Here is a 20,276-nt window from a genome sequence, read left to right on the forward strand (position 1 = left end):
GCGGCCACCATCACTGGAAATAAACAAACTTAGCCGGTATTACTTCTGTTCTTCACGCTTAAAAACAAGCTCTTTTGCATTCGACTCATCTTCGACAAAGTAGTAACCCGCCGTATCAAACTGAGTCAAAGCTTCAACAGAATCGATTTTGTTCTCAATAATATAACGAGCCATCATGCCGCGCGCTTTCTTCGCGTAGAAGCTGATCACTTTATATTGACCGTTCTTACAGTCTTTAAACACTGGCGTAATAATTTGACCATCTAAGCTCTTAGGCTTCACCGCTTTGAAATATTCATTGGAAGCTAGGTTGATCAATACATTATCACCCTGAGCATTTAATGCTTCATTCAACTTATTCGTGATCAGGTTGCCCCAGAACTGGTACAGGTTCGTACCACGCTCGTTAGCAAGGCGCGTTCCCATCTCTAAGCGGTACGGTTGCATCAAGTCTAACGGCTTCAATAAGCCATACAAGCCTGAAAGCATACGCAGGTGACCTTGTGCGTATTCAAAGTCTTCGTCTGTTAGTGTTTCAGCGTCTAGCCCTGTGTATACATCACCTTTGAAAGCAAGGATCGCTTGGCGCGCATTTTCTTGGGTGAAGGTTTCGCTCCATTGCTCGAAACGCGCAACATTAAGTCCTGCTATTTTATCGCTCACTTTCATTAAGGCAGAAACATCAGCCGGCGTCAGCTTGCGACACACTTCGATTAGCTCTGCAGAATGCTCAACAAACTCAGGTTGACTAAAACGTTCAGTCGCCAATGGTGACTCGTAATCTAATGTTTTTGCAGGGGAAACGACAACTAACATAACTTTGATCCTATTAGGCTAGATAATYGAAACTTGAGAATGGAGCTAGAGTATAGAAAAAACATCACTTTGTCTTTATGACTCTTCCTATTACTTCAATAGGTTTACGGCGTAAGCTTGCCTCTAAAAACAAAAAGACCAAGGCGTAATACCTTGGTCTTTGTCGTGTTTAGGATACTCTCGCTGAGAGAAGAAGCTTACTTCTTAGTGTTATCCCAAATACCATCTTCTAGTTGAGACTTAAGCTCAGGGAAGTCATTCGAATCGAATGTTGGTACTTTACCCGCTGCTAGTTGACGGTTGTAGTCTTTCGCTAGCTTAATAACGATACCTGATAGCAGGATAATCGCTACCAAGTTAACAATCGCCATTAGACCCATTGATACGTCAGCTAGTGCCCATACCGTAGGTAGTGTCGCTAGAGAACCAAACATCACCATACCAAGCACAACGATACGGAATAGCACTAGGCCTTTCTTGTTATTGTGCTCTAGGAAGATAAGGTTAGTTTCTGCGTAAGAGTAGTTCGCAATGATTGATGTGAAAGCGAAGAAGAAAATCGCAACCGCAACAAAGATGCCACCCCAATCACCAACCTGAGCTGTTAACGCACGCTGAGTTAGCTCGATACCTGTGATTTCRCCATGTGGCACGTACTCACCAGACATCAGGATAATTGCAACAGTAGCAGAACAGATAACAATAGTGTCCATGAACACACCTAGCATCTGCACATAACCTTGCGATGCTGGATGCGGCGGGTAAGGAGTAGCCGRCGCCGCAGCGTTTGGCGCAGAACCCATACCAGCTTCGTTCGAGAACAAACCACGTTTAATACCGTTAATCATTGCTTGAGCAATCGCGTAGCCTAAGCCACCAGCAGCTGCTTCCTGTAGGCCGAATGCACTCTTGAAGATAAGAGACAATACATCAGGCACTTTCTCAATGTTCATTAGCATTACGTAGATAGCAATTGCTAGGTACGCTAGTGCCATTACTGGAACAATGATTTCTGCTGTACGAGCGATCTTACGGATACCACCGAAGATAACGAAAGCAGAGATGATAACGATACCAACACCTACGTAGCTACGCTCTAGGTCAAATGCTGTGTTCATTGCACTTGCAATCGCATTCGCTTGAACCGCGTTAAATACTAGGCCGAAAGCAATGATAAGGAAGATAGAGAATAGAACCCCCATCCAACGCATACCAAGACCTTTCTCCATGTAATATGCAGGGCCACCACGGTAGTTACCGTCGTTATCGCGAGTTTTGTATAGCTGAGCCAGAGTACTCTCGGCAAACGATGTTGCCATACCCAGCATTGCAATTAGCCACATCCAGAAGATAGCACCAGGGCCACCAGCCGTTAGAGCAACCGCAACACCAGCCATGTTACCTGTACCAACACGCGCAGCTAGACTAGTACAAAGAGCTTGGAAAGAAGAGATACCAGCGCTGTCTGCTTTACGGCTGTTTCTAAGAACAGAGAACATGTGGCCGAAATGGCGGAATTGAATGAAACCTAGTCGTACAGTGAAGTAGATACCAACACCAACCAGTAGATAAACTAAGATTGATCCCCAAAGAAGATCATTCATTAAATTAATTAAATCTGTCACGTGAACCTCGTATTGAGTGTAAGCACTGATCATGCCTCCAAGCCCTCCTCTAAATTGCCAATGCCAGTTGTCAATGTTGTGTCGGCATTTGTTATATCGTGTTATTTGTGCAATTTAGATTGTAAATCGTCGCCTCATGCGTCCATTTTACGTATCAGTGTATTTTTTGACGGGCGGATAATGCAGCGAGTTACGCCAAAAATCAATATGCAAAAGGTATCATTTATTTGCATCTTTTCACTGTGAAGTTACCAAGTGTTAACATAATACAAACCAATGGTCGCCAACAAAAGGCACATAAACTAGACAAGTCTACAACAAGAGTTTGTATACACACTTTATAAGAATGTCATCTTATAAAAATCACACAAAGCTAGACTCTATAAGGTATGGCGCACTTGATAGCTTTTCTACTCCTGTATTCTACAAGCCACAAATATAGACCAATATGTCTACGATTGCATTGTAACCAAAATGCTATTACAACTGACTCGATAATTAACATTCTTCCATAGCTAATTTAATCGTTTACTTAAGTTTGTTTGCTCAAAAAACAACCACTAAAACCACTACCTAACGTGATCACATAGAAAAAACACAAACAAAAGCTTCACGTGAATGCAACAATTGGGAAATAAATCAAAGATATTCTGGCTGCATATATGGTACTAAATGGTTCGAATGGAACCACAAACATGGAAAGAGGTAGCTTATGGAAGGCTTTCAATTCGATGATATCGCAGAGATCGATGCACCAAGAACGCAAAAAACTCGTTCAAAACCAGTAAAACGTAAGTGGCGTGAAATAGAAGCTATTAATGATCGTCGACGCTTACAAAAAGAACTAAAAGAAATGGGTATAGGCGTCGATTTCTCAATAGAAGATATTGAGCTTTAACTAGTTCTAATACATCACCCACGATACAAAAAGGCACTCATCATTAGTGCCTTTTTTGTTTTTGACGGCTCACGAAGCAAAATAAAGCAATAAGCGAATCAAACGCATTCTTTCGCACTTTCACGAACACGTTGTGCCAACTGCTTATATTGCTCTGCAATAGTATCTCCAAACACTGGGTCGTCTTCTGGTTGAGCCCATTTCGATTCCACTACCTGCCAATCTTCAATGGTAAAAGCATCAACAATGATCGGTAGGATATACCTCTCTTCTAAGTCTAAATGCTTTTTCTGCAATTGAATAAAGCTATCTAACTGGTCAATGAAAACTTGTTGGGGTACTACGGCATCTTGCAAGATCATCTCAACCACATCTAAAAACTGAGCGGTTTTATCAGATAAAATTTGATGCTCACTCTCTAAATTATCGATCGACTTCGACGACCCGTAAGTCTCTAAGTAATGATGGTAAATAATATCTTCTTTAGGGTGATGAACCGATTCAGAGTGACTAGCAAGGTAACTGACTATCTCTTTTATTAAGCTATAGTTGATCTCTTGCTCATTGTTCAACTGAACGAGTTTCTTCTTTAAAATGGCGAGCAATTGCACCATATACCCATGCTCGCGTTTGATCCTTTCAATCATCATAGTTACGACCTCCATTTCACTTACTTTTTGTAAGTGTATAAGGTCATAATTAAAATCGTATTGATCCTGGTCGAAAAACAATCAATTAGATACAGTCATTGGCAAATTCCACGCAATAGGTTGTATTCCACGCTTTTCAAGATCTTGATTTGTTAAAGAAAAGTGCTGACATCCAAAAAAACCACGTCGTGCAGAAAGTGGTGATGGATGTGGAGAGGCTAGAACGGTGTGCTTACTGGTATCTATACCCTGACCTTTCTTTTGCGCATGTGCTCCCCACAACAGAAATACCATAGGTTCCTGACGAGCATTTAATTTTGCAATCACTGCATCGGTAAATGTCTCCCAACCGCACTTGGCATGAGAGTGAGCTTTACCTTGCTCTACCGTTAGCACAGTATTGAGTAACAGCACTCCTTGCTTCGCCCAAGAATCTAAATAACCATGAGCTGGAATTTCAAAGCCAGCAATGTCTTGTGCTAACTCTTTATACATATTGCGTAATGAAGGAGGAATTTTTACTCCTGGCAGTACAGAAAAAGACAGGCCATGAGCTTGATCTGGCCCGTGATAGGGATCTTGCCCCAAGATCACCACCTTAACGTCTTCGAACGCCGTCATGTTGAAAGCGTTAAACACATCATGATCAGCAGGGTAGATATTTTTCCCTGACGCCCTTTGCTCAGCAACATAGCTTAACGTCTTCTGAAAATAAGCTTGGTTCTGCTGCTCGTGAATAAAGTTATCCCAAGTTGTTGAGGTCATATACTACTCCTAAAGCGAATCTATGCTTAGTGTACCTGATTGCATTGACTCTTTAGGAGCAGTAAATATTATCCACTTTTTTGTGGTGTTCGATAATGACCATGGTTATGGATGTGACGATTGGGAATAGGTAGGCGGGGAGCGCCCGCAAAGACAACACTCGAAATATTCAATAATGTAGCGTTTGAAAAAGATAGTGAATACATAGTGGCACCCTCCGTAGGAATAAAATAGGCAATACACTGGAATTACCTATTAAAGTTCATGAAAGAAAGATGCCAACTTATTTAGTGTAAGGGTTACACCATTGATTCTGCGTGGAATTTTCTTAAGGCCTGAATTTCAGCTTTCCACAGCTCTGGCTTAATGGTTTCTAAAATCAATGGAATACCATTGAATCTAGGATCAGCGGCAATATACTCAAAACATTCCCAACCGATTTCTCCTTCACCAAGAGCGTGATGCCTGTCGACTCGGCTAGCAAATTCGGCTTTAGAATCATTAATGTGCATCGCTCTTAAATAGTGCATACCGACAATACGATCAAACTCTGCAAAGGTTTCTTCACACGCTTGTTTTGTTCGWAAATCGTAACCAGCAGTAAAAGTGTGGCAAGTATCAAGACAAACACCAACACGAGATTTATCTTCAACCTGTTCAATAATTTGCGCTAGGTGCTCAAACCTCCAACCTAAGTTAGTCCCCTGTCCTGAAGTATTTTCAATTACAGCAATCACATCAGGTACCGCCTGGTGAGCCAAGTTAATCGACTCTGCAATTCGCGCTAAGCACTCATCTTCTGAGATTTTCTTCAAATGACTCCCAGGATGAAAATTCAACAACGTTAGGCCCAGTAAATTGCAACGCTCCATTTCATCAATAAAAGCTGCACGAGATTTCTCTAGCTTTTCTTCTTCTGGTGCTCCTAAATTTATTAGATACGAGTCATGTGGAAGTATATTTTCCGCCGAAAAGCCCAGCATTTTACAATTGGCTTTAAACGCACTAATGGTTTTAGCTTCCAACGGCTTCGCAGCCCACTGACGTTGGTTCTTCGTAAAGAGAGCAAATGCATTGGCTCCAATTTCGCGAGCACGCATTGGAGCGTTATCAACACCACCAGCAGCCGAAACATGAGCACCGATAAATTTTTGATGTCCAGATGAGAAATTATTTGTCATTAAATCACTTTGTACTTTCAGAATACGCATCAACCATCATAAGTTTGTCTGCGTGAGTTCAATTAAAACTCCACTTTGTAGTAAAATTACACCAAAATGGAACTGTTAARTTTTCTTTATAGTTTGAAATAAGTTGTAATCACTTTGTTTTCAAAGCTTTTATTGATTTAACTCAATAAAATTACCACTATAAAAATAAGGTTTTTGGTTGTTTTTTGACTTACATCAATACTACTATACCTCTAGTTAGGTATATATTAACCAGCTCAACAAAATTCGAAAGTTAACACCACAAATAACCCACATTAGTGGACTAGGAGATAGTGATGATCCAAGGTATTCAAATTACAAAAGCAGCAAACGACGACCTACTAAACTCAATCTGGCTACTAGATAGCGAGAAAAACGAAGCTCGTTGTGTTGTTGCTACTACTGGTTACGAAGCAGATCAAGTAATCACAGCTGCAGATCTAGGCGAGTACGAAAGCCGTGAAGTTGCAATCGAAACTGCACCTCGCATCGAAGGTGGTCAACACCTTAACGTAAACGTTTTAAAGCGCGAAACGCTTGAAGACGCCGTAGCTCACCCAGAAAAGTACCCACAGCTAACTATCCGTGTATCTGGCTACGCTGTTCGTTTTAACTCTTTAACAGTTGAACAGCAACGTGATGTTATCGCACGTACTTTCACTGAGTCTCTATAATTAAGAGCCTTAGTTTAGACTAAAATTGATAAAAAAACGGCGCTCATTGAGCGCCGTTTTATTTTGAAAGTTTTGCTTCTAAAATAAGGAGAGTCACTAACCTAATTCCCCTTATCTATCGAATCCTATTTCTGAACTCGACGTAATACTTTTTTAAGAGCATCAAAGTCATTTGCTAACTCTTCAGAAAGTAGTTCCATTGCCGCGTGTTTTGCTAATGGAGCTGGCAACTCGATATCACCGCCTAAAATCTCATCTACTACTTCTTTAAACTTCGCAGGATGGGCTGTACATAAGAATAAGCCTGTTTCACCTTCTTGAAGCTGTTCATCTAGCAAGCGGTATGCGATAGCCCCGTGTGGTTCACACAAATAACCTTGAGCTTTAAGATCACGAACTGATTCAGCACTTTGCTCATCAGACACTTTACCTTTACCCAAAGTATCTAATCCCCAACCTTTCAGCTGACAAAGTTCTTCTATGCGTGGCCAGTTGTTTGGCTGACTTACATCCATAGCATTTGATGTTGTCGCTACAGTTGGCTTTGGATCCCACTTACCTGTTTCTAGGTAACGAGGAACTGTGTCGTTTTCATTGGTCGCAGCAATGAAGCGTTTGATTGGTAAACCTAATGCTTTCGCGAGTAAGCCAGCCGTTAAGTTACCAAAGTTACCACTTGGTACTGATACCACTAGGTTTTCTCGCTGCTCTTTAGTCAGTTGAGACGCTGCTTCAAAGTAGTAACAGATCTGAGCCATTAAGCGGCTGATGTTAATTGAGTTAGCAGAGTTTAGGCCAATCTCTTCGCGTAATTCAGCATCATCAAATGCTTGTTTAACAAGTGACTGACACGCATCAAAGTCGCCGTCGATAGCAACAGTGTGGATGTTTTTACCCAGAGTACAGAATAGCTTTTCTTGCAGTGGGCTAATTTTTCCATTCGGGTATAGGATAACAACATTGATATCTTCCATACCGTAGAAAGCATGAGCCACAGCAGCACCAGTATCACCCGAGGTTGCAGTCAAGATAGTGATCTTTCCGCCGTCAGATACTGCCGCTAAAGATTGAGCCATAAAACGGCCACCAAAATCTTTAAATGCTAGTGTCGGTCCATGGAAAAGTTCAAGCGCATATACGCCGTCTTTTACTTGGTTAATTGGTGCTGGGAATTGGAACGCAGCATCAACCAGTTGGTTAACTTGCTCTTTTGGAAGCTCGTCACCTATCAATGCTGATAAAATTTTGCCACTACGAGAAATAAAATCTTCTGCTAATAGTGCATCGATATCATCAAACTTAGGTAGCTCTGATGGGAAAAATAGACCTTGATTACGGCCTAACCCTTGGCGTACTGCCTGGCCAAAAGATACTTGTTCGTCATTTTCTTTGATGTTGTACAGCTTCATAGCTCACTTCCTGTAACGATCGAACCCTGTTTGTCTAAACGACAAATGTGAACGAATCCTTCTTCATTTTGTACATAATTTTGTTCTAACCAGCGTGCAACACGCTCAGCGACATCTTGCTCTTTGCAAATGCTAAAAAGAGTTGGGCCACTACCGGAAATACCTGTAGCTAAAGCACCCGCTGACGCCGCGTATTGGCGAGCACCAGCAAACCCTGGAAGCAGTTTCTCACGATATGGTTCTGCGATCACGTCTTTGATCATTTTCGCAGCAAGCTCAGGTTGGCCTGAATGGCAAGCATGAATAAAGCCAGCCAGGTGACGACCATGTGCAATCACATCTTGGCGACGATATTGAGACGGTAAGATTTCACGCGCTTCAGCTGTGGAAACCTTAATACCAGGGTAAGCCATTACCCAATACCAATCATCAAAGCACGGTACTTCTTGGCTAATAATACCTAGCTCTTCTAGCATCAGCTGTAAGCCACCTAAGTAACAAGGGGCTACGTTATCGTAGTGAATTCCACCCGAAATTTGACCTTCCATCTCACCCATTAAGGCAAGTAGTTCCATTTCGTTTAACGGCTGACCATGAAAACGATTCAAAGCATCAAGAGCAGCAACAATAGAACATGCACTTGAACCTAAACCAGAACCGATAGGCATGTTTTTTTCTAAAGTCATTTCAAGTGGCTTAAGTTCACCACCTTTTTTGGCTAACTCACGAGCAAACACTACCCAACAATCGTAAACAATATTCTCTTTGGGTTCAGTTGGAAGCTTTGAAACAAAGCTTCCTGCCGTTTTTAATGTGAAAGGTTCATCACCAGATTTCACAAGAACGCGGTCACCAAGTAGCGTGCCATCGATGGGGGAAACCGCAGCTCCTAACACATCGAAGCCTACGCTCACGTTACCGATTGAAGCCGGAGCGTAAACTACAACATCCATATCACTTGAACTCATTCATTAAACTCCTAACTTCCAACCAAGAGTACGCATCACATCTGAGAATACGCCTGCAGCAGTTACTTCTGTACCCGCACCATAGCCACGAAGTACAAGTGGAATAGGCTGGTAGTAACGACTGTAGAATGCCAATGCGTTTTCACCATCTTTAATCTTGAACATTGGGTCATCGCCATCAACGGCTGCAATACGAACCTTACATTTACCGTCTGCAATTTCACCAACATAGCGAAGAACTTTACCTTCTTCTGCTGCAATCGCTGATTGCTCTTGGAAGTAAGCATCCGCTTCAGGAAGGCGAACCATAAACTCATCAACACTACCTGAGTCGTCAAAACCTGGTGGAAGCGCTTGATCTACTTCTACGTCTTCTAGTTCTAATGCCATACCCGCTTCACGCGCCAAGATAAGTAGCTTACGTGCAACGTCCATACCTGATAAATCATCACGTGGGTCAGGTTCAGTAAATCCATTGTCTTTGGCAATATTTGTTGCTTGGCTTAATGTCATGCCTTCATCTAATTTACCAAAGATGTAAGAAAGAGAGCCTGATAAAATACCGTTGAATTTCTCTAGTTCATCACCCGCTGAAATTAGGTTCTGTAGGTTTTCAATAACTGGCAGACCAGCACCTACCGTTGTTTCGTACATCAACTTACGACGAGAGCTACGCGCAACTTCACGTAGTTGATGGTAGTAAGCCATGCTTGATGTGTTCGCTTTTTTGTTTGGCGTAACAACGTGGAAACCAGCCGCTAAGAAGTCAGCGTATTGATTTGCAATAGATTCGCTCGACGTACAATCAACCAATACTGGGTTAATAATATGGTTACGCTGAACCAGAGCGACTAGGCGCGCGAGACTAAAGTCTTCAGACGCATCAGACATACGGTCACGCCACTGATCTAGTGGAAGACCTTCGCTATCTAGTAGTAAGCCCTTGCTGTTCGCTAAACCACATACGCGGATAACTATCCCTTTCTCCGCCAGTTTGACCTGTTGGCGCTTAATTTGGTCGACCAACTCGCCACCAACACCACCAACACCGACAACAAACACATCAAGGAAGTGCTTAGAGTTAAATAGGTTTTCATGACATGCTTTAATAGCTTCAGATATCTTGTCTTCTGGGATAACCGCAGAAATTGCACGCTCTGAAGAACCTTGTGCAATAGCCACAATGTTAACGTTCACTTCAGCTAAAGAAGCGAAAAATTGAGAAGCGACACCACGTGAAGTACGCATACCATCACCCACCAGCGTTACGATGGCTACGTCATTCATAAACTCAACGGGCTCTAACAGACCATCTTTAAGTTCTAGTTCAAACGTTTCTGACAATACTTGCTGAGCTTGAGCTTTGTCTGCAGATTCAATACAGAAACTGATGCTGTACTCTGAAGAAGACTGAGTGATTAAGACAATAGAAACACCCGCTGATGACATAGCGCCAAATACGCGACTAGCCATACCAACCATACCTTTCATACCAGGTCCAGACACGTTAACCATTGTTAGGTCACTTAATGTCGTAATACCTTTAATGGCTAGGTTATCTTCACCAGTATCTTGACCAATCAGAGTGCCTGCCCCCTGCGGGTTAAAGCTGTTTTTAATCAGGCAAGGGATATGGAATTGTGCGATAGGAGCAATAGTCTTAGGGTGTAATACAGATGCACCGAAATAAGACAGTTCCATTGCTTCTTGGTAGCTTAATGATTTAAGAAGACGTGCATCATCAACCAAACGAGGATCACAATTATAGACACCGTCTACGTCAGTCCAAATCTCACAACAGTCTGCACGTAAACACGCCGCAAGTACCGCTGCAGAGTAATCAGACCCGTTACGACCAAGTGTCACTAACTCGCCTTTATCGTTACCGGCAGTGAAGCCAGGCATAATATTGACATGGCCGACAGGCAGTGGTGATTGACGGAAGTTTTGTGTTGAAACTTCAACATCAACCATCGCTTCTAGGTGATCACCTTGAGCATATAAGTATTGGATTGGATCAATCAGGCTAGCTGGTTGGCCTTTTGCTTCTAATACTGCTTTCATCAGTTGAATAGAAACACGCTCACCTTTACTGATGATGCGAGCATTCACGTTATTAGGGCACATACCCAATAAATTAATACCGTGAACAAACTGACGCAATTGTGAAAGCGACGTTTTTACTTGGTTATCAAAAGCAGAACCGTCAACATTTGGCAATACTGCTTTAATTCCAGCAAATAGCTCTTGAAATGATGACTCTAAGTCACCGATTTGCAGCTCTGCTTCACCATTTTTTAGCGCACCGTCAATAACTGCGACTAATTTGTTAGTTGTCTTACCTGGCGCAGATAGAACTACTGCCACTTCTTCTTGCTGAGCATTATTAGCAATGATATCTGCCGCTCGTAAAAAACGGTCTGCATCAGCTAATGATGAGCCTCCAAATTTAAGAACTCGCATCCCTTCCTCCATAAATCGTAAAATTTGGTACAAAAAAAGGCCTGTATCTTGTGGGATACAGGCCTTTTCTTTTAAATCCGTTACTTAGCAGCCTGCCCCAACAATTGTAATGTCGGTAATAATAATGGTTGTGGTCATTACTAGGTGGCTCATAGTCTGCATATCAATATTCAATCAATTCTTTGCGTTTGCTTATCTCTACGTGTACCAATTTTTATTAGGTCACGTCAATGAAAAGTTGGTTTTTTTTCGTATTCAGGCCAATTTTAGGAGTTAAGCGCCATTAATCGTGAAAAGTTCGAGTTTTTTTCACTTTTGATGAAGAAATAAACTTCTTTCCGACTCAACCACTTACCAAATAAGAACCTAGATGCCTATCTCATTATGCAACTTAGGCGGCTAATCTTTCTGCAGCAAGCTTATTTGTATGCTTTAATTAGTCACGTAATACAATAATAATTTTAAGAAACCAAGGAGTGGTAAATGAGAAAACAGCTGTTTTTTTTGTCCTTGGTTGTGCCCGCAATTTGTCAGGCCAATACACTTCCAGAGCTTCCATCCCACACAAAACCATCCGCACATAAGTTTTTTGTTTCTAGTCAAAGCGCTCCCTCAGAAGACAGCTTTGATATTTGGAAAGTCGATGGTGGCTACTCTTACAATGTATTTAAGAGTGTCGATCTCTATGTAGGGGCACGAGTTGATAACTCAATTCAAGGGAATGATAACGGTTTCTTGAGTGGAGTGAGCTATCAGGTATCCGATAAGATCTCAGTAAAAAGTACCTTGCATACCTATGTAAATGACGAGGACAACGACAATAGCAGCACGGTTGCAGCTGAGGTATCTAGCCAAATGCAGCTCACCGACAATCTAAACATACATGCCACTCTTGATTATGAAGAGTGGCAACAAGGTATTGAGTTTGGATTAGGGTTTCGTTTCTAATCTATAAGCTGGTGCGCTGAAAGCAAAACTCCATTCCAGTCAGCATAAATATAATCTCCAGGTTGAACTGGCTGATTATGAATCGATAATGTGACATTAATATCCCCTGCCCCGCGCTTTTCAGTTTTAAATGGACTCGCACCTAAAGCCTGAACACCCAACTCCATTTGCGACATAATCCCTACATCACGAACTGCACCATTTACGATAATACCTTCCCAACCATTTTCGATAGCTAAGATCGCGAGTTGGTCACCAAGTAGTGCTTTCTGACAGGAACCGTGTCCATCAACGACCAATACTTTACCTTTACCATCGCCTTCTAATACTTCTCGGACCTTTGAGTTATCGTGGTAACAACGAACCGTTACGATCTCTCCCCAAAAAGCGCCCTTATGACCAAATGTTTGTAAAGGTAGTTTGAGCAACGTAACTTGCTCTTCAAACTGGTCACATAAGTCTGGTGTTATATCTTGCATATTTCCTCCATGAGATAAGGGGACTGCAAATGACAGCTTCCCTTAATGCATCTCTATATTGTTTAAAATCCTTTATTCGCTAGTTTACGAATATTCACGTAGAGCGTTTGACTCTCCATGAATCAAAATTGCCTAAGCACTCTCGCTTCATATCGACTAAGCAAGACTGCAAAAATAATCGCTGTCCAGATACCTGATAAATAGCATTCTGCTGATACTTGTTAGCCAGCGCGATGGCTTTTGGTAAGTCTATCGCTACGGCGATGCTTTTCTCATACCAATTAAAGGCCTTATCACCTACACGTCCCGAAGTGAACTCGTATCCAGCTAAGTCTCTAACAAGCTGTTGATTTCTTTCTTCGTTCTTATCTATAGACAGTATGGCACTTCTTGGGTTCCAAGCCGTAACTATTATGAAACTTAGTTGATTTGGTAGCCGTTCGAAATCAAAAAACGATGATGCATAAGCATGCCAAAGATTCGAGTCTATACTCACAGCAGTACCCGTTATATTTGTATTTATACTATTAGTGTTTGTTACATTTCAGCAATTGATATAAATCAACAAAGTGAATGGAATTAACATTCACGCATTGTTAGCAAGCTGTTAAGATTATAGAATCCACTGCAATTACTAGAAGAATAATGAACGACGTACTCGGAAATACGTTTTCAGGCAAGGCTTCAAGGATGGCGGATAGCTGAAGTAAGTGTTTTTTTGAAAACTTTGAGTTATTATCAAAATTACATTACCTGTATGTTATGTTTTTGCCTAGAATTTATTCTATTAGCACAGTTTCGTCACAAATTTAGGTACCGCCAAATGCAAACCCCGCAGATTCTTATCGTAGAAGATGAGCAAGTAACTCGTAACACTCTTAAGAGTATTTTTGAAGCAGAGGGATATGCTGTTTTTGAGGCTAGCGATGGTGAAGAGATGCACCAAGTGCTTTCTGACAACCAAGTTAACTTGGTGATTATGGACATCAACCTTCCTGGTAAGAACGGCTTACTGCTTGCACGTGAGCTACGTGAACAAGCAAATGTAGCGCTAATGTTCTTAACTGGCCGCGATAACGAAGTTGACAAGATCTTAGGTCTTGAAATCGGTGCGGATGATTACATCACCAAACCATTTAACCCACGTGAACTGACTATTCGTGCACGTAACCTTCTTAACCGTTCGATGAGCACAAGTGCCGTAACGGAAGAGAAGCGTAGCGTAGAAAAGTACGAGTTCAACGGTTGGATATTAGATATTAACAGTCGCTCTCTTGTTAGCCCTGATGGTGAAGGTTACAAACTACCACGTTCTGAATTCCGTGCTTTGCTTCACTTCTGTGAAAACCCAGGCAAAATTCAAACTCGTGCAGACCTTCTTAAGAAGATGACAGGCCGTGAGCTTAAGCCACACGATCGTACTGTAGACGTAACTATCCGTCGTATTCGTAAGCACTTTGAATCTGTATCTGGTACGCCAGAGATCATTGCTACGATCCACGGTGAAGGCTACCGCTTCTGTGGTGATCTAGAAGAGTAACCTTTTAGACCGAAGTAAAATTAAAAAAGGTGATGTGCAAACATCACCTTTTTTATTGCCTGTTATTAATCTGCGAGATTAGTAAACAGCGTCAATCTTAACGTCTTTCTCAACTAACCATTGAGTTTTTCCAGCTTGTTCCACTTCCAAAGCTACGTCGACAGTTTGCTCGACATCAACACCTAGCTGCCACGTGAATGCCACTTCCCACTGACTCTCATTATGAGTTCGTAAATCTAGATCGTCGCCATCAATTAACCAAGTATTTTCACCTTGCTTAATTGAAACATTATTCACGGTTAAATCGGCAGGAAGATCTGCAGTTGAAGCTAAATTCAGAGCACCGTGTAAGTTATGCTCCGAAGCCTCACCAATCGTTGGCATCTTGTTCAACCATAAATTACTTTTCAGCGTGACTGTCGATTGAGCCACTTCAATTTGACTATCTTGGTCCCAACTCACGTTGGTTGTCGCGCAGCCCGCTAAAGCAAGCGCACAAACTAATGCTATTTTTTTCATTCGATTACCTTTGATTTAACCAACTTTTCAGAACTTCGATATCATTCTGATATTTATTATTTATTTCGCTAACCCAGTCTGCCACATTTTCCCACCAGTCAGGTAGATCTGGCGATTGCGCTTTTTGAGCGACTTGTTGAATGCGTTTCAAACCAATAGATCCTGCAGCGCCTTTAATTTTATGGGCTTCAGAAACAATGTTCTTTTTATCTTTTGCTGTCATATGTGCATTTAGAATCGACATATAGTCAGGCATCATATCTTCAAACATTGTAATGCTGTCGAATACAGGCTTCGAACCTACGATATCAATATATGACTCCAGCATCTCAAGGTCGAGTAATGACGTATCGACCGAGACTTCAGATTTAATTTTCGGTGTCGATACTTTTGGATCTAGCGTAGCCGATGACTGGGATTCAATAGAGCGAGTTTTCTTATCATCACCTTGGCTAGATGAAGATTGAACAACTTCTCCGCCAATCAACTCTGCAATCACACCCTGAATCGCTTTTACTGATAGCGGCTTACTAATAGCTTCATCCATTCCATTTTCAATATACTCTTGCTTATTGTTCAGTACATTCGCTGTTAACGCTACAAGTGGAGGAAGCTCCGCGTATTTATCGCGGTAATAGTGCGCAACATCAAAGCCAGTCATGTCGGGCAATTGAATATCCAGTAGCACTAAGTCGTAAAGCTCAGGAACAAACTCAACTTGTGCGTCTTGACCTGTCATGGCGACAGTCACTTCATGGCCTAAGCTTTCGAGTAGAGAGCGTGCAACAGTTACATTAAGCTCGATATCTTCAACCATGAAAATCTTAAGCTTTGGTTGCTTTAGGATCACTTTATTCAACACTTGGCGATCTTGAATAACCGGAACGCGAATCGAAACGGTGAACGTACTACCAAACCCTTGTTCACTGCTGACGAAGATATCGCCATCCATCATATTGATCAGCTGTTTAGATACCGCCAACCCTATCCCAGTACCTACCGCATGCAGGTTGTCTTTACCTGATTTAACTTGGTAATACATAGCAAAGATCTTTTCGACCTCACCGTCAGGAATGCCAATACCAGTGTCTTCAACTTCCATTGTAATGTTCGCAAAGTCACCTTCAACGTCAGCACTCACAGTCATCACCACGCCGCCATCTTTCGTAAACTTCATCGCATTACTGATTAAGTTCCAAAGAACCTGCCTTAAACGCGTACCATCCGCCTCAATGACCCCTGGTAACTCAGATAAGCGTTCTAAATCAAAACGAAGCCCTTTTTGATCAGCCATCAATGCTGAAATACTTTCCATTTCAGCGACAAAGTCTTCAAAGTTTAATGGTGTTGGGAATAGCTCAAGCTTGTTACGGTCAAACTTATCCATATCGATAATATCGTTGAAGATATTGCCTAAAGTTACCGCACTCACTTTGATGGTTTGCATGTGTTTACGTTGCTCTTGAGTCAGTTGACTATCAAGCAACATTCGACTCAAACCAATGATCCCATTAAGAGGCGTTTTCAATTCATGACTAATAGTAGAAATGAAAGTCGTCTTATCACGACTGGCTTTTTCTAATGACTCTTGGTGTTCTTTACGTTCCGTAATATCACGCCCAAAGCCAACTAAACCTAAGTGGCGACCATCTTTGCTATAGAAAGGCACTTTACGTAATTCAAAGTAATTTTGACGACCGTCTGGGTACTCTAGCCATTGCTCATAAGTCAGAGCCTGATTATCAGCAAATACTCTTTCATCCGTCTCAACAACCTGTTGAGCGACTTCTTTGCTATAAACATCCCAAGGTGTAAGACCGACGAGTTCTTTCTCTTTTTTACCCGTCAATTCTTCCACAGCTCGGTTACAGCCAGAAAAGACACCATCTTCATTTCTGTAGTAAATCAGGTCTGGGGAGGCATCAATAAAGGAGCGAAGTAAAGCGGTACGCTCAGCTAATTCGAGCTGTGTTCTCTCTCTTTGAAAAACTTCATTTTCAAGATCTTTCATTGCTTCTTCGCGAGCTTCTTCAGCTTTCTCACGTTCTTCAATTTCTTGATTAAGTTTTTCGATATTGAGCTGGAGCTGCGTATTCAATTCTTGGTCTCTAGAGCGCATATCACCAAGCTTAGAAACCAATTTAGCTAAACGCTGACGAGACTCTTCGAGTTGATCAACAACCACGGAAAGGAAATATACCGCCCAAGGGGTAATTACGAGGCCGAAGAAAACCGAGCGAACAATATCGATATCATCAACATTGCCCTTGAGCGCCAGTGTAATACCAACTTGAACGACGACAGCCAAAGCGACAAGCGCTAAAGCCAGAAGAATAGAGAATCGGACGATACCCAGTTTGACGAGCAAATCGACATAATACTGGGCGAGGTTTTTCATGGGTTTCATTTAGCGCTCCATGCGATAGGACTAGCAATATTCTAACCTGTTTAGTTACAGCAGGTAACTTGCTTAATCACATGTCAGCGCGAAGAAACGCTAATCTGTGGGATATCTAACTAAATCGCCACAGTTCTGATTACATAATTGATGATGGGTGGACACAAGTTTGGCTTCTACCATCGGCTTTCGCCTGATAAAGCGCACTATCAGCCAATGCAACAGCCGATTCCATAAGGTCACCCGGTACTGGCTTACAGGCAATGATGCCTAGACTCACCGTGACAAATTCAGAGACAGTCGAAGTTTCATGGTGTAATTCCAACGCTGCGATCTCTGCATGAATTCGCTCAGCAACAAGCTCCGCACCACTCGCCGTTGTATTAGGTAAAATAAACGCAAACTCTTCACCACCATAACGGGCGACACAGTCAGATGAACGGTTTAAAACTCTAAGGAATGCTTGTGATACTTGCACTAAGGCTTCATCACCATGTTGATGTCCATAAAAGTCGTTATAACCTTTGAAGAAATCGATATCACATAGAATGACAGTGATAGGTAAGTTTTCGCGTACATGATGATGCCAAAGCGTCGTTAACTGTTCGTCAAAGCGACGACGGTTAGAAACTTGAGTCAAGCTATCCATAAAGCTTAAGCGCTCTAACTCTAGATTGGCTGCCTCAAGTTTTTGTTCTGCTAGATAACGTTCTGTAACATCACGGGCCATAATTAACACACCGTTAGTTCCAGACGCAGGGTCTCTAAAAGGTGATTTCACTACGTCGTACCAAGTGAAAGAGCCATCACTAGAGATGGTTTTATCAATATAGCGCAGTGATTTATTCTGATGAAGAACCTGACTATCTGTCTCTGAAAGACGTGCGTACATATTGTCGGGCAATACATCTTGAAGTCGTTTCCCCATCAACTCACTTACATCACTAATACCTAACGCACTAACGAATGGTTGGTTACACGCCTGATAAACCATGTTTTCATTGAAGATGCCTATAGAGTCAGGGCTCGCTTCTAGAATATTCTGCAAGATAGTGTCACGCTGGGCCAAGGCAACTTCAGTGTCTTTTCGGCGCTCCATTTCATTACGAAGCTGCTGCTGAGTATCATGCCAATCTGTAACGTTATGGCTGATAGAGAGGACTCCGTTCTTCTCTCCTTGATCGGACAGTAAGACATCTTGATAAGTTTCGAGCAGACAGCTGCGCCCTTCATGATCTATAGTCCAAGAACGTTGACTCACTCGGCCTTTTAAAGGTCCCTCAGAAATACCTAACATCCCTTCTTCTTCGCGCCCGTACCAGAATTTTTTAAACGCTCGGTTTGAAGCAATCACCTGACCTTGATTATCTTTTACATAAATAAGTTCAGATAGAGAGTCTAAAGCCGTCTTAGCAATCCCTAGTGCTTTTATTTCAGCTTGTAGCTCGTCATCAGAAGCTTGTTTCTGGGTGGCAAACATCAGCCAAGCACGTTGACCACGGAAAATAACTCGGCGGCCAGTTAAAGATAAGTGGAGAGCATCAAAAGTAGAAAGTGACCAAGATAGATCAACATCAGAGAAGTGAGATTCAGATTGGTTTGTCAGTAGCTGAAATAGAGATTCCGCGTTCGTTCCTTTCGGGTAGCGGTAGGCACTACCAATACTTCGAATACCAAGCAGCTGCATCGCCTGTCGATTAGCATGAATAATCTCACCACTTTTTTGGTCGAGAATACACAGCGCAGAAGGGCTATCCAAAAGTAAGTCTTCTAAGTGTCTTTGATAACGAAAGTAAACCAACCAACAAATGGAAATACAAACTAGAGCGAAGGCAATATCAACGCCATACGAAGCAACGACGTTCCATAACCAATCAAAAATTTGCGCCATTGAACCTCTAAATACAAATTACCTGCCTAATAACTACTAAATATWTCATTTAATGCTCATATTATCTGCAGGCAATATTGGTAACGTATACTGAAAAGCATCGTTTATTTGAGATCCTTGAGCACCAGTTTGATCAAGCGAACGTCCAATTTCCGTCATGGCTAGCCAACGGTTTTCACACCAAAGTGGCGACAATAGTGTTGGCCGACGCGCAGCAGAGGAGACACGGTGGAAAATGATATGACTGGGGGTTTTCTGAATCATATCCGTTGCAATCTTTACATACTCTTCTAAGCTGGGGGCTTCTAACCTCCCCGCCTTCCAAGCTTTTGCCATAGTACTGCCTTCAACAATGTGTAGACCGTGCAATTTAATACCGTCAGTACCTACTTTAAGAACTTTATTCAAAGTCTCTAAGTTATCTTGCTGAGTTTCACGTGGCAGTCCAACGATCAAATGAGTACAAACTTTAATTCCCAGAGCACGAGCACGCTGAGTAATTGACTCATAAATAGCAAAGTCATGGCCTCGGTTAATATGCTTCAGTGTTTGATCATTTGCTGTTTGGAGCCCCAACTCCAGCCAAATTTCGTAGCCTTGATTAACATAGTCAGAGAGTAGTTCTAAAACTGCATCCGGCACACAATCAGGTCGAGTGCCAACACATAAGCCAACGATGTCCGCCGCTTTAAGTGCTTCCTCATACATGTTTTTCAAGACTTGAACTTCAGCATAAGTACTAGTGTATGCCTGAAAATACGCCAGATACTTGTTAGCTCGCTTTATCTCACCGGCTCGGTCAGTTAATTGTTCAACGATGCTTTTTACCTGAGTTTGCTCATCAGCAAATGAAGCCACATTACAAAAGGTGCAGCCTCCGCGCCCAATCGTACCGTCACGGTTTGGGCAGCTAAAGCCACCATGTAAGGTTAATTTATGAACTTTCTCACCGTATCTACGTTGTAAGTCCTGACCGATGGTATTAACCAACTCATGTAACTGCATATATAAARCAAGCCCAC

Annotated in this window: 18 protein-coding genes and 1 other annotated feature; of the genes, 4 read left to right on the forward strand and 14 right to left on the reverse strand. The window is 42.1% G+C overall.

The features are described from left to right. Window positions 1-39: 39 nt before the first annotated feature. Both yaaA and L4C33_RS02520 read right to left on the reverse strand, forming a co-directional pair. Window positions 40-816, reverse strand: coding sequence for a peroxide stress protein YaaA (gene yaaA / locus L4C33_RS02515; RefSeq protein ID WP_428810892.1), 777 nt, complete (start codon window positions 814-816; stop codon window positions 40-42). Between the two features lie 197 nt (window positions 817-1,013). Then, a complete protein-coding gene (locus L4C33_RS02520) occupies window positions 1,014-2,441 on the reverse strand; it encodes an alanine/glycine:cation symporter family protein (protein WP_428810893.1) in 1,428 nt (475 codons plus the stop codon). A gap of 712 nt (window positions 2,442-3,153) precedes the next feature. On the opposite strand from L4C33_RS02520, the gene L4C33_RS02525 reads away from it, so the two are divergent. Next, complete coding sequence (locus L4C33_RS02525) at window positions 3,154-3,339, forward strand: DUF3545 family protein (RefSeq protein ID WP_428810894.1); 186 nt, start codon at window positions 3,154-3,156, stop codon at window positions 3,337-3,339. A 98-nt stretch (window positions 3,340-3,437) separates the two neighbouring features. Here the strand turns inward: L4C33_RS02525 and L4C33_RS02530 are convergent, their stop codons facing one another. The 3 genes from L4C33_RS02530 to nfo form a co-directional block, all read right to left on the reverse strand. Then, a complete protein-coding gene (locus L4C33_RS02530) occupies window positions 3,438-3,989 on the reverse strand; it encodes a hemerythrin domain-containing protein (protein ID WP_428810895.1) in 552 nt (183 codons plus the stop codon). An 81-nt stretch (window positions 3,990-4,070) separates the two neighbouring features. Then, window positions 4,071-4,754, reverse strand: a complete 684-nt coding sequence (ung, locus tag L4C33_RS02535) for a uracil-DNA glycosylase (RefSeq protein ID WP_428810896.1) — start codon at window positions 4,752-4,754, stop codon at window positions 4,071-4,073. 299 nt (window positions 4,755-5,053) lie between these two features. Continuing rightward, a complete protein-coding gene (gene nfo, locus L4C33_RS02540; protein ID WP_428810897.1) occupies window positions 5,054-5,935 on the reverse strand; it encodes a deoxyribonuclease IV in 882 nt (293 codons plus the stop codon). A gap of 326 nt (window positions 5,936-6,261) precedes the next feature. On the opposite strand from nfo, the gene grcA reads away from it, so the two are divergent. Continuing rightward, window positions 6,262-6,639, forward strand: coding sequence for an autonomous glycyl radical cofactor GrcA (grcA, locus tag L4C33_RS02545; RefSeq protein ID WP_428810898.1), 378 nt, complete (start codon window positions 6,262-6,264; stop codon window positions 6,637-6,639). Between the two features lie 125 nt (window positions 6,640-6,764). On the opposite strand, the gene thrC is transcribed toward grcA, so the two are convergent. Genes thrC through thrA form a run of 3 tightly spaced genes read right to left on the reverse strand, consistent with a single transcriptional unit; the run spans window position 6,765 to window position 11,479 of the window. Then, window positions 6,765-8,048, reverse strand: a complete 1,284-nt coding sequence (gene thrC / locus L4C33_RS02550) for a threonine synthase (RefSeq protein WP_428810899.1) — start codon at window positions 8,046-8,048, stop codon at window positions 6,765-6,767. Next, window positions 8,045-9,001 (reverse strand): homoserine kinase, encoded by a 957-nt coding sequence (thrB, locus tag L4C33_RS02555; RefSeq protein ID WP_428810920.1) that lies wholly within the window; start codon window positions 8,999-9,001, stop codon window positions 8,045-8,047. Before thrB ends, thrC begins: the two co-directional genes overlap by 4 nt. Before the next feature lie 18 nt (window positions 9,002-9,019). Beyond that, window positions 9,020-11,479 (reverse strand): bifunctional aspartate kinase/homoserine dehydrogenase I, encoded by a 2,460-nt coding sequence (gene thrA, locus L4C33_RS02560; protein WP_428810900.1) that lies wholly within the window; start codon window positions 11,477-11,479, stop codon window positions 9,020-9,022. Between the two features lie 30 nt (window positions 11,480-11,509). Further along, window positions 11,510-11,628: a sequence feature (Thr leader region), on the reverse strand. A gap of 334 nt (window positions 11,629-11,962) precedes the next feature. On the opposite strand from thrA, the gene L4C33_RS02565 reads away from it, so the two are divergent. Beyond that, a complete protein-coding gene (locus L4C33_RS02565; RefSeq protein ID WP_428810901.1) occupies window positions 11,963-12,427 on the forward strand; it encodes a ribonuclease regulator in 465 nt (154 codons plus the stop codon). Here the strand turns inward: L4C33_RS02565 and L4C33_RS02570 are convergent. Together L4C33_RS02570 and L4C33_RS02575 are read right to left on the reverse strand one after the other, a co-directional pair. Beyond that, entirely contained in the window at window positions 12,424-12,906 is a 483-nt protein-coding gene (locus tag L4C33_RS02570; protein ID WP_428810902.1) for a putative 4-hydroxy-4-methyl-2-oxoglutarate aldolase, read from the reverse strand. The genes L4C33_RS02565 and L4C33_RS02570 overlap by 4 nt on opposite strands. A 94-nt stretch (window positions 12,907-13,000) precedes the next feature. Continuing rightward, entirely contained in the window at window positions 13,001-13,402 is a 402-nt protein-coding gene (locus tag L4C33_RS02575) for a DUF3293 domain-containing protein (RefSeq protein ID WP_428810903.1), read from the reverse strand. Window positions 13,403-13,729: 327 nt separating this feature from the next. Here L4C33_RS02575 and arcA point away from each other — a divergent pair, with 327 nt between their 5' ends. After that, entirely contained in the window at window positions 13,730-14,446 is a 717-nt protein-coding gene (gene arcA / locus L4C33_RS02580; RefSeq protein ID WP_137358329.1) for a two-component system response regulator ArcA, read from the forward strand. Between the two features lie 78 nt (window positions 14,447-14,524). On the opposite strand, the gene L4C33_RS02585 is transcribed toward arcA, so the two are convergent. The 4 genes from L4C33_RS02585 to mnmL all read right to left on the reverse strand — a co-directional run bounded on the left by L4C33_RS02585 (window position 14,525) and on the right by mnmL (window position 20,259). Continuing rightward, window positions 14,525-14,965, reverse strand: coding sequence for a hypothetical protein (locus L4C33_RS02585; protein ID WP_428810904.1), 441 nt, complete (start codon window positions 14,963-14,965; stop codon window positions 14,525-14,527). A gap of 4 nt (window positions 14,966-14,969) precedes the next feature. Continuing rightward, window positions 14,970-17,372: an aerobic respiration two-component sensor histidine kinase ArcB gene (gene arcB / locus L4C33_RS02590; protein WP_428810905.1), complete on the reverse strand. Its 2,403-nt coding sequence runs from the start codon at window positions 17,370-17,372 to the stop codon at window positions 14,970-14,972. Window positions 17,373-17,502: 130 nt separating this feature from the next. Continuing rightward, complete coding sequence (locus L4C33_RS02595) at window positions 17,503-19,254, reverse strand: GGDEF domain-containing protein (RefSeq protein WP_428810906.1); 1,752 nt, start codon at window positions 19,252-19,254, stop codon at window positions 17,503-17,505. A 45-nt stretch (window positions 19,255-19,299) separates the two neighbouring features. Then, window positions 19,300-20,259, reverse strand: coding sequence for a tRNA modification radical SAM protein MnmL/YtqA (gene mnmL / locus L4C33_RS02600; RefSeq protein ID WP_428810907.1), 960 nt, complete (start codon window positions 20,257-20,259; stop codon window positions 19,300-19,302). Window positions 20,260-20,276: the final 17 nt, after the last annotated feature.

The sequence above is a fragment of the Vibrio makurazakiensis genome, from assembly GCF_050337375.1.
GTDB lineage: Bacteria > Pseudomonadota > Gammaproteobacteria > Enterobacterales > Vibrionaceae > Vibrio > Vibrio makurazakiensis.